Origin of the sequence: Blautia sp. 1033sp1_1033st1_G9_1033SCRN_220408 (genome assembly GCF_040929965.1) — a bacterium.
GTDB lineage: Bacteria > Bacillota > Clostridia > Lachnospirales > Lachnospiraceae > Blautia_A > Blautia_A ammoniilytica.
In genome coordinates this window covers 39,974-55,133 of sequence record NZ_JBFKZO010000015.1, presented here as the reverse complement: position 1 = coordinate 55,133, position 15,160 = coordinate 39,974, and the positions used below count along the sequence as shown (strand labels likewise).

At 44.4% G+C, this 15,160-nt stretch carries 11 protein-coding genes; 2 read left to right on the top strand and 9 right to left on the bottom strand.

Going from position 1 to position 15,160, the window contains the following annotated elements; genetic code table 11:
* The first annotated feature begins 218 nt into the window (after window positions 1–218).
* Window positions 219–1,391 carry a DUF4317 domain-containing protein gene (locus AB5916_RS11620; protein ID WP_368190957.1) on the top strand — a complete coding sequence of 391 codons (1,173 nt, stop codon included), beginning with the start codon at window positions 219–221 and terminating at the stop codon, window positions 1,389–1,391.
* A complete protein-coding gene (locus AB5916_RS11615; RefSeq protein ID WP_368190955.1) occupies window positions 1,384–2,178 on the top strand; it encodes a Cof-type HAD-IIB family hydrolase in 795 nt (264 codons plus the stop codon). The genes AB5916_RS11620 and AB5916_RS11615 overlap by 8 nt, the downstream gene beginning before the upstream one ends.
* A gap of 81 nt (window positions 2,179–2,259) precedes the next feature.
* Here the strand turns inward: AB5916_RS11615 and AB5916_RS11610 are convergent, their stop codons facing one another.
* The 9 genes from AB5916_RS11610 to AB5916_RS11570 all read right to left on the bottom strand — a co-directional run bounded on the left by AB5916_RS11610 (window position 2,260) and on the right by AB5916_RS11570 (window position 15,108).
* Window positions 2,260–3,549, bottom strand: a complete 1,290-nt coding sequence (locus tag AB5916_RS11610) for an FKBP-type peptidylprolyl isomerase (RefSeq protein ID WP_368190953.1) — start codon at window positions 3,547–3,549, stop codon at window positions 2,260–2,262.
* Window positions 3,550–3,695: 146 nt separating this feature from the next.
* On the bottom strand, window positions 3,696–7,010 hold the full coding sequence (mfd, locus tag AB5916_RS11605) for a transcription-repair coupling factor (RefSeq protein WP_368190951.1): 3,315 nt from the start codon (window positions 7,008–7,010) through the stop codon (window positions 3,696–3,698).
* A complete protein-coding gene (gene pth / locus AB5916_RS11600; protein WP_158420869.1) occupies window positions 7,007–7,582 on the bottom strand; it encodes an aminoacyl-tRNA hydrolase in 576 nt (191 codons plus the stop codon). Before pth ends, mfd begins: the two co-directional genes overlap by 4 nt.
* Window positions 7,583–7,598: 16 nt before the next feature.
* A complete protein-coding gene (locus AB5916_RS11595) occupies window positions 7,599–8,549 on the bottom strand; it encodes a GTP-binding protein (protein ID WP_368190950.1) in 951 nt (316 codons plus the stop codon).
* A 15-nt stretch (window positions 8,550–8,564) separates the two neighbouring features.
* Window positions 8,565–9,725: a CobW family GTP-binding protein gene (locus AB5916_RS11590; protein WP_368190948.1), complete on the bottom strand. Its 1,161-nt coding sequence runs from the start codon at window positions 9,723–9,725 to the stop codon at window positions 8,565–8,567.
* Window positions 9,726–9,990: 265 nt separating this feature from the next.
* Entirely contained in the window at window positions 9,991–10,224 is a 234-nt protein-coding gene (locus tag AB5916_RS11585) for a polya polymerase (RefSeq protein WP_368190946.1), read from the bottom strand.
* 218 nt (window positions 10,225–10,442) lie between these two features.
* Entirely contained in the window at window positions 10,443–12,326 is a 1,884-nt protein-coding gene (gene glgB / locus AB5916_RS11580) for a 1,4-alpha-glucan branching protein GlgB (protein WP_368190945.1), read from the bottom strand.
* Window positions 12,327–12,360: 34 nt separating this feature from the next.
* A complete protein-coding gene (locus tag AB5916_RS11575; RefSeq protein ID WP_368190943.1) occupies window positions 12,361–13,713 on the bottom strand; it encodes an alpha-amylase family glycosyl hydrolase in 1,353 nt (450 codons plus the stop codon).
* 255 nt (window positions 13,714–13,968) lie between these two features.
* Window positions 13,969–15,108 (bottom strand): polysaccharide deacetylase family protein, encoded by a 1,140-nt coding sequence (locus AB5916_RS11570; protein WP_368190942.1) that lies wholly within the window; start codon window positions 15,106–15,108, stop codon window positions 13,969–13,971.
* Window positions 15,109–15,160 lie beyond the last annotated feature (52 nt).

Below are 15,160 nucleotides of genomic sequence, written 5' to 3'. Positions count from 1 at the left end.
AGCAATCCTTGTTTAGGAAATAAATATAATATTTTTTTGTCTATCTATAAATTTCTTAACGTATTTAATCGTTTTTAACAGTTTTTGGTGTTCATTTTTATGCACTTTTACCATTACCCATTAGGTTTTTCTTATTTATCAAAAGAAATCTATAATTTTTTGTTTTCTTGCCCGTCAAAAGATTTTGCGATATAATGAGCAAACGAGGAGGATCAACCATGAACAAAAAAGAAATTTCCGAGATCAAAAAACAGTTTTCACCAGCCAATTGTTCCATTACAAGGATCTGCGGCTGTTATGTGGATGGTGACAAGAATAAGAAAACAGAATTAAAAGAAGCCTTCCTCTCCCTGTCTGAGGAAGAAATGTTCAAATATTTTGAGATTTTCAAGAAAACCCTGTCTGGTACCCTTGGCAAAAATCTGCTGAACATGGAATTTCCAACGAATCAGGAAGCAGATGGAGGAACCCAGGAATTTCTTATGCGTCTTAGAGCCAGCCGTCTCACCGACGATGAACTGATCCAGCAGTTCTATGACCGGATCATTGAGAATTACGATTATCCGGAGAATTATTACATTATCCTTGTCCATGCAGTATATGATATTCCAGGCAAATCTTCTGACGGTCTTGACATGTTTGATGCATCTGACGAGATCTATGAGCATCTTCTTTGCAGCATCTGCCCGGTTAAGCTTTCTAAGGCAGGACTTTGTTATAATGCAGAGACAAATCTGATTGAAGACCGTATCCGCGACTGGATCGTGGAAATGCCGGAGTCCGGTTTTCTTTTCCCCGTATTTAATGACCGGAGCACAGACATTCACGGACTTTTATACTATTCCAAAAATGCAGAAGCACTTCATGATCTGTTTATTGATCAGGTTCTGGGCTGCACAGCTCCCATGTCTGCTGGTGGACAGCGGGATTCCTTTAACATGCTTGTAGAAGAAACCCTTGGAGATGACTGTGACTACAATACAGTGATCAGTATCCATGAGAAGCTGAATGAACTGATTGAAGCACAGAAAGATGAGCCTGAACCGGTAGTGCTCACAAAACCGGAAGTGAAGAGGCTTCTTGAGGACTGTGGCGTGGCAGAAGAAAAGCTGGATACCTTTGACCAGCAGTATGAACTTGTGGCAGGAGATCAGCCTTCCCTGATGGCCTCCAATATTGCCAGCCCCCGTAAATTTGAAGTCAAAACACCGGATGTAGTAGTGAAGATCGATCCTGAGCGTGCAGAATTGATCGAGACCAAAGTAATTGACGGTCGAAAATGTCTGGTGATCCCTATGGAAGGTGAGATCGAAGTTAATGGCATCTGCGTACACATGGGCAATCTTTCTGAAGACACAGAATATCCGGATAATGAGGTAGACGATGAATAGAAAAATCCTGTTTTTTGATATTGACGGCACTCTCGTCACAGCACCGCCCTGTACCATTCCCGAAAGCACTGCCCAGGCCATTACCCAAGCCAGAAAGAATGGTCATCTGTGCTTTATCAATACTGGCCGCACCCGTGTGATCATCCCTAAAGATCTGCTGACTCTTGGCTTTGACGGTTATGTATGTGGCTGCGGCACTCAAATCTACATGAATGGCCAGCTGCTTTTCTCTCAATCCATCCCCCATGACCAATGCGTGGATATTGTAAAAAAGCTGCGTCAATTCCATATCCCCACGTATTTTGAGCGGTGTGATGCAATTTTATATGATGGTGAGCCACATCATCATCCTGTTTTCCCTATGATCCGGAAAATGGCACCTACGGAGAACATAGCTGAATACACAGGAGAAAAAGCTGCCACTTATACCTTCGACAAATATCTGGTATCCATTGGGCCAGACTCTGACCGGGCAGGCTTTGAAAAATATGCCCAGGAAAATGACATGATCTGTTTTGATCATGGGCATGATGTATGGGAAGTTACTCTTGCCAAATATACGAAAGCTACCGGCATCCAGTTCCTGCTGGATCATCTTGGCATGTCCCTGGAAGACAGCTTTGCTTTTGGTGACAGCACCAATGACCTGGCTATGTTGAAATATGCAGGCACCAGCATTGCCATGGGCAACTCCATGCCTGAGATTTTTCCTTTTTGTACTTACCGCACCACAGGTATTACAGACAATGGGATCTGGAATGCAATGAAGCACTTCCAGCTGATTTGAAAATAAATTGCTCATATTAAAAAATGGGTACGCAGCACTGGTCTGTGCCACGTACCCATTTTTTATGGATTGATATGTCTATCATTCTTCTGTATCGTCTGCAGCTTCTTCTGTTGGTGTTACCTCAGTCTCCTCTGCGGCCTCTTCTGTAGGTGTTACCTCGGCCTCCTCTGCTGCCTCTTCTGTAGGTGTTACCTCAGTCTCCTCTGCGGCTTCTTCTGTTGGTGTTACCTCAGTCTCCTCTGCAGCTTCTTCTGTTGGTGTTACCTCGGCCTCCTCTGCTGTCTCTTCTGTGCTGTCACCTGCTGCATCTGATGTGGTAGCTTTGATGGTGAAAGTATGATTATCTGAGAATGTAAGAGTCTTAAGAACCTTCTCATCCTCTGTGACTTTCGCATCATCCAGCCACTTCTCGGTTGTTTCGGAATAATATTTATTCTCTTTTGTAGTGGTTACGGATTTAACCTTGGAAGCAGTAGCATCCTCATCCTTCTCAGAATCCAGTCTGAGGATATAAGCAGCTGTATCTGTCTCTACAAGAGAGTCATAAACTTCACCCTCTTTCAGGGTACGAAGTGCAGTGAGCACTTCATCCGGATATGCAGTAGACTGGAAATCCTCATCATCAGATTCTTTGGTAGTAAATGTGCCATTTAATGCGGTATAGCTGTCATCTACCCCCTTAGCGATCTCTTTCATATCTGCTGTGGGATCCTCTTTCACCTTATCAAGGATCTCCTGAGCCTGCTCTTTCCTCTTGGCAATATCGTCATCTGTCAGATCATCTCCGGACAATGAAATATTAACATAGGTAAAGGCTGACTGCTGTGCATCATCCTCAGAAACCTCAATATTGCCTTCTTTCTTGATAGGATCCTGCATCTTCTTCTGATAAGTCTCAAGCTCAAGCAAAGTCTTCACCTGATCCTCTGTAACAGAAAGCTCCTTGATCGTATCCTCATCATTATCCTTCATAAAGGCTGCTGCTGCGTCTTCAATGGCTTTCTGCTCATCCTCTGTGATCTCCACATTGTAATCTGCAGCCTTCTCTTTCATTACGTACAGAATCTCTACCTGCTTCAGGGCACTCTTTACAGCGCTCTCTCCATAAGTCTCTCCTGTATCCTCATCTGCCACACCGCTCCAGATATTGGAAGCACTGCCACCCATAAACTGCTGATACATAGCAATGGTCTGTGCCTGCTGCTCTCTAGCAAAAAGACTTAATACACCCATCGGCACGTCTGTACCATCTACAGTAGCAACTGTCTTTGTTCCATCTACTTTTTTCTCACCGCAGCCTGTAAACATCCCTGCTGCCAGCACTCCGGCCAGGGCTGCGATGGTTGTTCTTTTCAATAAATCCTTCATATCTTCCTCCAATCTGACGCACCTGTATCACAGGTTACACTTTTTATAGTATATCCTGTTTTTCCTCATCAGGCAACTATTTTTGTGTGAATTTTGATGATACCAGGGTTAAAAGGCCTGGGACCGCCTGTGCTTGGTTGTTCCCCTTATTCCACCAGTTCCAGCAATTCCTCTGCAAACCGGGTAAGTGCAGGAACCACAGGTCCTACAGGTGCAAACAGGAATTTGGGCGTCTGATCGTTTTTAAATTGCAGGGATCGTCTGTATTTTTCCATAAGCGGCGGAATCCCTGCCGGATTGATCTTTGCATTTTCATATAAAGTGATCCTGCACTCCCTGGATGTCTGTTTGATCTCCGTAATATATGCCTGATGTGCCAGTGCCTTCAGACGGGCAATGGCCAGAAGATTTAGTACTGCTTTTGGCGGTTCCCCAAAACGGTCGATCAGCTCTTCCAGCATTTCATCATAATCCTGCTGAGACTCTATCCCTGCGATCCGTTTATAAATATCCAGCTTCTGAAACTCATTGGATATATAGGTGTCCGGGATAAATGCATCCATTACAAGGTCTATAGTGGTCTCAAAATCGTCCATGGTCTGAATGCCCTTAGCCTCTTTGACTGCTTCACTAAGCATCTTGCAGTACAGATCATAACCTACTGCATTCATATGTCCATGCTGCTGCGCTCCAAGAAGGTTTCCTGCCCCGCGGATCTCCAGATCTCGCATGGCGATCTTGAACCCGCTTCCCAGGTCTGTAAACTCCCGTATAGCAGACAGTCTTTTTTCTGCTGTTTCTTTCAGCATACGGTTCTGCCTGTACATCAAAAATGCATATGCTGTCCGGTTGGAACGGCCAATACGCCCCCGCAACTGATAAAGCTGAGAAAGCCCATACTTATCTGAGTCATGAATGATCATAGTATTAACATTGGAAATATCCAGCCCCGTTTCAATGATCGTAGTGGAAACCAGTACATCGATCTCACCGCTTATAAAACCATACATCACCCGTTCCAATTCCCGCTCGCTCATTTGTCCATGGGCAAACTCTACCCTAGCCTCCGGAACAAGCTTTCCGATCCTGGCAGCTACCTCATCAATATCTGTCACCCGATTATATACATAATAAACCTGTCCGCCACGGCGTAGTTCTCTTTTGATGGCTTCCCGGACAGTCTCTTCATCATACTCCATCACATAGGTCTGGATAGGCATACGATCCATAGGCGGTTCTTCCAGCACACTCATATCCCTGATCCCGATCAAACTCATATGAAGGGTTCTTGGAATAGGTGTGGCGGTAAGTGTCAACACATCCACATCCTTCTTCATCTGCTTAATCCGCTCTTTATGTGCAACCCCGAAGCGCTGCTCCTCGTCAATGATCAGAAGACCAAGGTTTTTAAATATTACATCCTTAGAAAGGACTCTGTGGGTACCTATCACAATATCCACCTGTCCCTTTTTCAGATCATCCAGTGTTTTCTTCTGCTGGGCAGGCGTGCGGAACCGGCACAACAGATCCACACGTACAGGAAATTCTTTCATCCTCTGTACAAAAGTATTGTAATGCTGCTGAGCCAAGATTGTAGTAGGCACCAGATACACCACCTGACGGCTTTCCTGTACAGCCTTAAAGGCAGCACGCAGGGCAATTTCCGTTTTTCCATACCCTACATCGCCACATACAAGGCGATCCATGATCTTGGTGCTTTCCATATCTTTCTTGGTATCTTCAATGGCCATCAGCTGATCGTCCGTTTCCTCATAGGGAAACATTTCCTCAAATTCTCTTTGCCATACAGTATCCGGGCCGCATACATACCCTTCTTTTTCCTGCCTGGCTGCATACAGCTCCACCAGCTCTTTTGCAATATTCTTTACGGCTCCCCGCACCTTGGTTTTGGTACGGTTCCATTCCTGTGTTCCCAGCTTATTCAGCTTAGGCTTCCTGTCTGCATCTGCACCGGTGTATTTCTGTAGGGCATCCAGCTGAGTAGCCAGAATATACAGGTTGCTTCCGTCTCTGTACTCAATCTTTATATAGTCCTTGACGATCTTATCCACTTCTACCTTCTCAATCCCACGGTAGATCCCCAATCCATGCTTTTCATGGACTACATAATCTCCAATGGAAAGCTCGGAAAAATCCTGGATATGATTGCCATTATATTTTTTTCGTTTTTTCTTTTTTTTCTGCTCCTGGCCAAAGATGTCCGTCTCCGTCATCACTGCAAATTTAACCAACGGATATTCAAAGCCTCTGCTTGCATGGCCATACAGCACCATGATCTCTCCCGGCTGGATCACCCGGTCATAATCCTGACTATAAAAAGCATTCAGGCCTTCAGCCTGCAGATCCTTTGCCAGCCGTTCTGCCCTGGTACGTGAGCCGGATAATAGAGCGATCTGATATCCCTGCTTTTTGTATTTAAAAAGGTCTTTTACAAGGAGCTCAAAGCTGCTGTTGTAGGAATTTACAGATTGGACCGTCAGCCCAAAATTATCCGTAAATCTCCACCCTTCCCGGTTTGGTTCCAAAGCACATAGGGCGATACAGTTTCTTTTGTTCAGGTTTTTCTTAACATCCTCAAACCTGCACAGCCACTGTCCCGGAAGCTTCTGTTCCCCTTTTTCCTCCCTGTGCATCAGGCTCTGCTGATATTCCTCTTCCACAGCCTGGCCATTTTCTGTCAGCCGGTTAGGCTCATCCAGAAAAATCAAAGCTTCCTTCTCCGGGAAGTAATCAAGAAAAGATACCATACCTTTGTCCAGCGCTTTTTCTGCTGCCGGATAAATCATGATTTCTTCCAGATTATCCAAAGAACGCTGGCTTTCTGCATCAAAGCTGCGGATAGAATCCACTTCATCTCCCCATAGCTCTATACGCCATGGATTTTCTTCTGTCAGCGAATAAATATCCACAATGCCTCCACGGACTGAAAACTGTCCCGGCATCTCCACCTGGCCTACACGCTCATATCCCAGTTCTACCAGGGATTTTTTCAGCTGCTCCATATCAATCACACTGTCATTATAAAAATGAAGCACCCGATTCTGTATTTTATCCAGAGGCATCAGATAATCCATGCAGCCGTCAATGCTGGTAAAAACCGTAACCTCTTCCCTCTCAAGAAGTGCCTGGATCACCTGCATTCTCTGCCTGATCAGAAGGTTTCCGTGGATGTCAGCCTGAAAAAAAAGCAGATCCTTGGCCGGATAATACAGCACTGTTTTATCATAAAAACATGTGTCCTCATATAGTTCCTTTGCTCTTTTTTCATCCTCACAGATCACCAGGCGACGCCGGAACATGTCAGACAATCCGTGAATCATATTCGCTTTTTGAGAAAGGGTGCAGCCGGTCAACAGCAACACCCCTTTGTTATTTTTTATAGATTTCTGTATTTCTTCAAACTCTGCAAGATTGTGTAAAGGTTGAATAAATGTTTTCATATTTTCTTTTTCCGATTATATTCATTCATGGCCGCATCCGGTCCCTGTGCAATAATTTTTTCAACAGCATCTGCCGCCTCCCGGATCGCTTCATCCACCAGCTTACGTTCACTGTCCGGGAATCTGGACAACACATGATCCGCCAGATCCCAGCCTTGGGGCTTGGCACCTACGCCAATTTTGATCCTGACGAAATTCTGAGTGCCCAGCTTCTGGATAATGTCTTTTAATCCATTATGACCACCTGCGCTGCCCTGCTTACGAATTCGCAGCTGCCCCGGCTCCAGATCAATATCATCGCTGATCACGATCAATTCCTTTTCAGGATCGATCTTGAAAAAATTCACCATATCACGGACAGGGCCTCCGCTAAGATTCATAAAGGAAAGAGGTTTCATCAAAATGGCCTTGTCACCGCCTATGATCCCTTTTCCATACATTGCATTAAATTTTACGCCGCCCTGCGGTACATTATGCTTTTCGATCAGGCAATCAACGGTGTCAAACCCCATATTATGCCTGGTTGCCTCGTACTGTCTTCCTGGATTTCCCAAACCAACTATTAAATACATATTGTCCTCATGCTATCTAATTAAAATATACCATTTCTTCTTCCAGTGGCTCACATGGCGTAACATTCTCTGCATAAAGAACCACGCCATCTCCCTGGTATTCCATTCGTCTTTCAAAAGCCACTTTTGCAGTAACCTCCACCCATTCCTTTTCTTTCAGCTTAGATGCAAATGCACTTTTGCATACAAAGCCAAGGAATGTAGTATCATCTGCGCAACAGGTCATGGCGATCCTTCCAGGAACAAAGAATTTGCTGCCCATTCCGCGTGGCTTCATAACCCTTCCCTTAAACCGGACAGTTTTTCCAACATAAGTATCCGGGTGATCCATTGCATCCACAAACCAGATACCGTAATCCTCAGGCGGAATTTCAATCACAGGAGCATTTACGTCAAAGGGCATCTGATCCCCGAAAATATCATCGATCTCCCCTTCTTCATCTTCAAAGATCACTTCTGCACTCTGGTTGGAAACCTTAATGCTTCTCCGGTAATTGGCCAGCGGATCTTCTCTCTTGCACCGGTTAAATACTACCATGTCCGTATATTTCACCATGTCCATAAAAATGGACTTCATATTTGCCATATATACCTGGAACGTACTTCCGTCCACACAGGTAATCTGCTGTTCCACACCCCAGCCAAAGGGCAGCTTCATGTCATAAAACCTGCTGACCAGCCACATGCCATTGTATTCAATGACCACTCTGTCCGGCTGATGGATGATCTCCATTGCCTCTAAGCGCTCTGTAGTCAGATCCTCTTCTTTTTCGATCACTTCTACCACTGTATTATTTTTCGCAAGGGCTTTTGTATCGTATTCCTCTTCTCCCTCTTCCATAAGTATAAGAAGTGTTTTTCCATCGATCTGGAAATAGTCCTGATCCAGAGTAAATCTGAGAAAAGTGGTTTTACCGCTTTCCAGAAATCCTGTGATCAAATATATGGGAACCCTGATCTCATCCATGGTCTATCCTCCGCTTTATGCATTCAATCCAAAAAGCTGTGCCAGTTTCTCTTCATTCAGCTTAGATCCGATCACGCAGAGACGACCAGTATATTCAGGTGCACCTTCACGGATCTCTGTTTCTTCCGGAACCATGTCAAAATAAATCCATGTTCCATCTTCTGCAGGCAGCATTCCCTTTGCGCGAAGGATGATACCATATTCCTCAGATGCGGACAGTGCTTCCAGCATTTTCTCCAGTGCTTCTCTAGTATATTTCTTAATGGTCTCGCGGCCCCAGCTTGCAAATACTTCATCTGCATGATGGTGATGATGGTCATGGTGGTGATCATGTCCACAACCGCACTCTTCATCATGGTCATGATGATGATGCTCATGTTCATGGTCGTGTCCGCAGCCACACTCTTCATCATGGTCATGATGATGATGGTGCTCGTGTTCATGGTCGTGTCCGCAGCCACACTCTTCATCATGGTCATGATGATGATGCTCATGTTCATGATCATGTCCACAACCGCACTCTTCATCATGGTCATGATGATGCTCATGCTCCTCTTTCAAAAGCTCTTCTTCCAAAGATACAGGATGCTCCATAACCTCCAGCAGCTTCTTGCCTTCCAGCTTCTCGATAGGTGTGGTGATGATGGCAGCATTCTTATTAATCTCCCTTAAAAGCTCCATTGCCTTTGTAGCTTTTTCTTCATCCACAATATCTGTACGGCTCATAATGATCGCCCCGGCATACTCTACCTGGTTGTTGAAGAACTCACCAAAATTTCTCATATACATTTTGCATTTCTTTGCGTCAACAACGGTTGTATAGCTATTCAGTGTTATGTCAACTTCTTTTTCCACACCCTGTACAGCCTTGATCACATCAGACAGCTTACCTACGCCGGATGGCTCGATCAGGATTCGATCCGGATGATACTTCTCTACAACTTCCTTTAAGGATGCTCCAAAATCACCGACCAGAGAACAGCAGATACATCCGGAATTCATTTCACGGATCTGAATACCCGCTTCTTTTAAAAACCCACCATCAATACCAATCTCACCAAATTCATTTTCGATCAGAACAACCTGCTCTCCCTGAAATGCATCCTTCAACAGCTTTTTGATAAGAGTTGTTTTTCCAGCTCCAAGAAATCCTGAAACAATATCAATCTTTACCATTTTATTTTCCTTTCTGTTCTGGATTTGATCCATGAACGCAACTTGACCAGGAAACGCTTGCGCCCCCTGGTTCATGCATAAAACGACGGCCGACGTCCCTAATCGCAATACTGTAAACGTAACTGCTTCATATCCTCACAGTCACCAAAAAGTATCTGTATCTCTTAGAAACGTCAGCCTGATATTCTTTTATCTAAGTCGAAGAAAATGTCCTCTTCGCAATAAATAAAACACTATCTTACGGTTCACAGCGGCTCGCTCTAAATCAGCCGTTGATCATGAAGTTCATCAGCTTCTCGATGTCTTCTTTCTCATATGCTACGATCTCAAGCTCCGGGATCTCGCCATTGGAGAAGATGTTTGCAAGAGATACATACTGAGATAATTTAGACTTCAGATTCAGTCTGTCGCCTTCGCCTGTAACAAGCTCAACTTTACCTGTACAGCTGTCAACTACTTCAAAAAATTTATCAACGTCTTTAATATTGGATACTTTCATGCTAATATCTCCTTTCAAACTCTACGCTTTCCTGATTAATATAACTGTTCAGCACTTTCACAGTTATATCTATTTCGCGCTCATTATACCCTAACTTTTTCTAAAAAGCAAGAGCAGGTTCACTTAATACAGAAAAAAAGATCAATAAGGTTACGTTACTATTCAAAGACAATATCCCTCGATGTATTTTGCCATAAGTATGGCAAAGTTCTTTCCGCTTAATACTGAAAAATAGCGATCCCGTATGCAGGCAGCGGATATGCAAACGAATATGGTCTGTTGTCGCACTCCTGCTTCACTGCCCGGAATACCTTCTTCTCAGTTCTTCCATTCTCGTCCATAAGCTGTGTATATTGCTTAAGTCTTGGCACACCAACCCGGTAGTCCGGTCTTGCAACCGGTGTAAAATTACATATAAAAAGAAGATTGTTTCTCTTGGTAGGCGACTTGCGCACAAAGCTGAAAATACTTCTGTAGGCATCGTCTGCATTAATCCATTCAAATCCCTGTGGATCATTATCTGTGGCATGAACGGCGGGATACTTCCTGTAAATATACAGCAGATCCTTAACAAAGCTCTGCAGATCCCGATGCTCCTTTTCCTGAAGCAGAAACCAGTCAAGCTCTCGCTCCTCACTCCACTCCCGCAGCTGCCCGAAATCTTGTCCCATAAACAGCAGCTTCTTACCAGGATGCCCCATCATAAATGTATATCCGGCTTTCAGGTTTTTGAATTTGTCCTCCAATTCACCTGGCATCTTATTGAGCATGGAGCATTTCAGATGAACCACCTCATCATGAGAAAGCACCAGCACATATTTCTCACTGTAAGCATATGTAATAGCAAAGGTCATCTTGTTGTGATTATCCTTGCGGAAATAAGGATCCAGCTTCATATATTCCAGGAAATCATTCATCCATCCCATGTTCCATTTCAGGGAAAATCCAAGACCGCCATCTTCTGCTTTGCCAGTTACCTTAGGCCATGCCGTAGACTCTTCGGCGATCATCACCGTCCCATGATTTCTTCCAAGGACAACCGTATTCAAATGCTTGAAAAATTCAATAGCCTCCAGATTCTCATTGCCACCGTACTTATTGGCTACCCACTGACCATCACTTTTGCCATAATCCAGATAAAGCATGGACGCTACTGCATCCACACGCAGGCCATCCACATGGCATTCTTCGATCCAGAAAAGTGCATTGGCAATCAGGAAATTCTTTACCTCCGGACGTCCGTAATTGTAGATCTTAGTGCCCCAGTCCGGATGCTCCCCCTGTCTTGGGTCTTCATGCTCATAAACTGCTGTACCGTCAAAATTGGCCAGTCCGTGGGCATCCTTGGGGAAATGAGCCGGAACCCAGTCCAGGATCACACCGATCTTCTGTCTGTGCAGATAATCGACCATATACTTAAAGTCCTGTGGAGTGCCATATCTGGAAGTAGGTGCATAATAGCCGGTAACCTGATACCCCCATGAACCGTCAAACGGGTGCTCTGCAATCCCCATCAGTTCTACATGGGTATATCCCATTTCTTTTACGTACTTGGCTAACATCTCACCAAATTCCCGGTAATTGAAAAAGCCTTCTCTGTTATCCTCAGTGCTTGGATGCTTCATCCAGGAGCCAGGATGCACTTCATAAATCGCCATTGCATCCTTTTTTTCGTTGAACCGGGGACGGTTCTTCATCCATACACCGTCATTCCATTTATATGAGGAAATATCTGTAATACGGGAGGCAGTTCCAGGACGCATCTCGGCTGCATTTGCATATGGATCCGCCTTATAAAGCTCTTCGCCATGCATCCCCACAATATAAAACTTATACAGCTGCCCCTCTCTGGCTCCAGGCACAAAAACCTGGAAAACGCCAATAGGCCCGGCCTTTTCCATAGGATTTGCCTGGGTATCCCAATCATTAAACTCGCCGATCACGGATACATATTGTGCATTCGGTGCCCATACAGCAAAATATACACCTTTCTGTCTGCCATAAGAAACCGGGTGGGCTCCCAGCTTCTTGTAAAGATCATAATGCGTTGCCTGTCCAAACAGATACTGATCCAGTTCTGTGAACTGCATTCTCTCTCCCATACTGAATACCTCCTAGAAAACATTTATTGGCATATCAGCGCATAGCTGCTAAAAAACTCTCATTAGGTGCAAGCTTCACCTGAAGAGCACCGTTTTCTTCTTTTATTACTGATCCGTTCAGAAGGCTGGTATATGTCTTACCCTGCATCGGAACACGGATACTTAAGTATGCATCTTTATCGTCATTATTCACTGCAACGATCACACCCTCATCTCCCAGAATCCTTGCAAATGCATACTGTCTGTTCGTAAGAAGCAGCTCCTGATACCGTCCATCAGACAATGCCGGCTGTTCCTTGTGGATACGTCCCAGTGTTTTTACCCACTGAAGAAGCTTTGGATCCGGTACATGCTCAAGGGCCTCCTTCAGATCTACTGCAGGACGAAGAGGATCATCGTTTGCCCCTTCTTTTCTTCCCTGAATGCCCCACTCTGAACCATAATACAAGGATGGAATACCAGGAAGTGTATATAACAGGGTATGTACCGGATAAATATGTCCTGGTACATTCAACTTGGAAGCAATTCTGTCCACATCATGGTTGTCTACAAAGGAATACAGCTTCAGTCCTTTGTAAATGCCTCCGTTAGCATCAAATTCCCTGCGAATGGTATGCGCTATCTCAAAATAATTGTGATCATTATGACCGGAATAAAGGCCCTTATGAAGTTCATAATTGGTTACGCTGTCCAGTTTATCTGCACTTACATAACGGCTGTAATCCCCATGGATCACTTCACCCATCAGCCAGAAATCTGCTTTTTTCTCATTAGTATAACGGCGCATCTCCTCCATAAATGAAAATTCCAGACAGTCTGCACAGTCCAGACGGATACCATCAATATCAAATTCATCGATCCAGAAGCCGATCACACTAAGGATATACTCCCTTACCTTTGGCTCCCAGTAATTCAGATTGACCAGTTCAAAACAATTCCGCCATGCTTCATAGCCGAATCCGTCATTATACGGGGAATTCCATCCGAAATTGATCCCCTTAAACCAGGAACAGTATGGGGAATTTTCCCTGTTCTGCTGAATATCCTTAAATGCAAAAAATTCTCTGCCTGTGTGGTTGAATACGCCATCCACAACAATCTTGATCCCCAGCTCATGCGCTTTTGCCACAAAAGCTTTAAAATCCTCATTGTCTCCCAGTCTGCGATCAACCAGCTTATAGTCTCTGGTATCATAGCCATGGGAAGTAGACTCAAATAATGGTCCTATATAAATCGCAGTGCAGCCTAATGACTGAACATACGGAAGCCACTCCATAAGTTCCGGAAAACGGTGTGTCACTTCCTCCTGTGTGTTCTGCCTGGGTGCACCTGTCATACCGATTGGATACATGTGATAAAATACTGCTTCTTCATACCATTTGCTCAATGTTTTATGCCTCCTGCTCTTAAATCCGCTCATCCGGCATTTTCCTGCTCTGTAATATCTGCCGGATCGCAATTTGGGCGATCCCATACCTTTTCCGTCTGTATCTATGCACTTTGTTCAAAAAAGTCATATTATAGAACCGCCTCATAGTCAATATTATACCAATGGGAGGGCAATGCGTCAATGTTAAATGACAACATACCCTCCCATATTCTTGTATTTTATGCATAAATCTGTTATTTCTGACTATTCCAGTTATTCGCCGCTTTCATCCGTATTGCCATCTGTACTTCCGTCAGTATTTCCATCAGTACTTTCGCCAGAAGTATCTCCTGCATCAGAAGAAGCCCCAGCAATGATCCCCTTATCAAAAGAACTTTGCCAGAAATCGGAATAGGATGCCATCTGCAGAGTCACTCCTTTAGCCTGAGCCATCTCGCTTACTGTGACCAGCTTATAACCCTGCGCCACCAGCTCCGGAATGATCCTCTTTGCGGCCTCTACTGTAGGCTGATGAATATCATGCATCAAAATGATACTTCCATCAGACAGATCCCCCTCCATAACGGACTTATAATCAAGATCTGCATCCTTATAATCCCAGTCCCTGGAATCCACACTCCAGGTAAAAAACGGCTTTCCAACAGTATCAATGATATCCTGATTCCATTCTCCATAAGGTGCCCTGGCTACCGTTGCCGCCTGGCCACAGGCTTTGATCAGAAGATCATCTGTATCTGTAAACTGTTTCTTTACAGAATCCAGATCCAGATTTTTAAGATTCGGATGATCATATGAATGGCTTCCGATCTCACATCCGGCTTTTAGAATATGCTGTACCTGTTCCGGATAATTGCCCACATTTTGTCCAAGCATAAAAAACGTTGCATGTGCATTGTTCTCTTCCAGACAGTTCAACAAATCATCTGTATACTGTCCCGGTCCATCATCAAAAGTAAGACAAAGTAATTTACGCTTCTGTGTGGGGTCATAAGATCCATCTTCATTAAAATAATAATCCTTTATTCCTTTTGATACCCAGCCAGTTTGAACATAACCATTATCATTAAAGCAGTATTTTGTTCCGGAAATATCCTGAAGCCCTCCTGCATAATATGTACCATCAGCATTCTGATACCACTTGCCATTTTCATCTTCATGCCATCCGGGAGTTACATATGCCACCTTGGCCGTATCCTGCTGCCCCTTTAAAGGCTGGCGGATCGCTGCATCTGGATCTGTTGATATATTGGCCTGTACCTCTACCGACTTGCTTTCATCCTTTCCACTGATACGGTTGGCAATGGGAATAATAATCCCTCTTACTACAAATACCACTGCCAGAACCATAGCCACCAAATATGTGGCAAGCCTGATGATCTTCCTTCGTCTCATCTGGCGCTTTTTTCTGCGCATCCTCTCGCGTGCTGTTCTTCTGTTCATTTCA

Bases quoted from the DNA above. Each gene is read 5' to 3' on its own strand.
- AB5916_RS11610 (WP_368190953.1), bottom strand. From the start codon at position 3,549: ATGAAGGATTTATTGAAAAGAACAACCATCGCAGCCCTGGCCGGAGTG.
- mfd (WP_368190951.1), bottom strand. From the start codon at position 7,010: ATGAAAACATTTATTCAACCTTTACACAATCTTGCAGAGTTTGAAGAA.
- AB5916_RS11615 (WP_368190955.1), top strand. From the start codon at position 1,384: ATGAATAGAAAAATCCTGTTTTTTGATATTGACGGCACTCTCGTCACA.
- glgB (WP_368190945.1), bottom strand. From the start codon at position 12,326: ATGGGAGAGAGAATGCAGTTCACAGAACTGGATCAGTATCTGTTTGGA.
- pth (WP_158420869.1), bottom strand. From the start codon at position 7,582: ATGTATTTAATAGTTGGTTTGGGAAATCCAGGAAGACAGTACGAGGCA.
- AB5916_RS11595 (WP_368190950.1), bottom strand. From the start codon at position 8,549: ATGGATGAGATCAGGGTTCCCATATATTTGATCACAGGATTTCTGGAA.
- AB5916_RS11585 (WP_368190946.1), bottom strand. From the start codon at position 10,224: ATGAAAGTATCCAATATTAAAGACGTTGATAAATTTTTTGAAGTAGTT.
- AB5916_RS11620 (WP_368190957.1), top strand. From the start codon at position 219: ATGAACAAAAAAGAAATTTCCGAGATCAAAAAACAGTTTTCACCAGCC.
- AB5916_RS11590 (WP_368190948.1), bottom strand. From the start codon at position 9,725: ATGGTAAAGATTGATATTGTTTCAGGATTTCTTGGAGCTGGAAAAACA.
- AB5916_RS11570 (WP_368190942.1), bottom strand. From the start codon at position 15,108: ATGAGACGAAGGAAGATCATCAGGCTTGCCACATATTTGGTGGCTATG.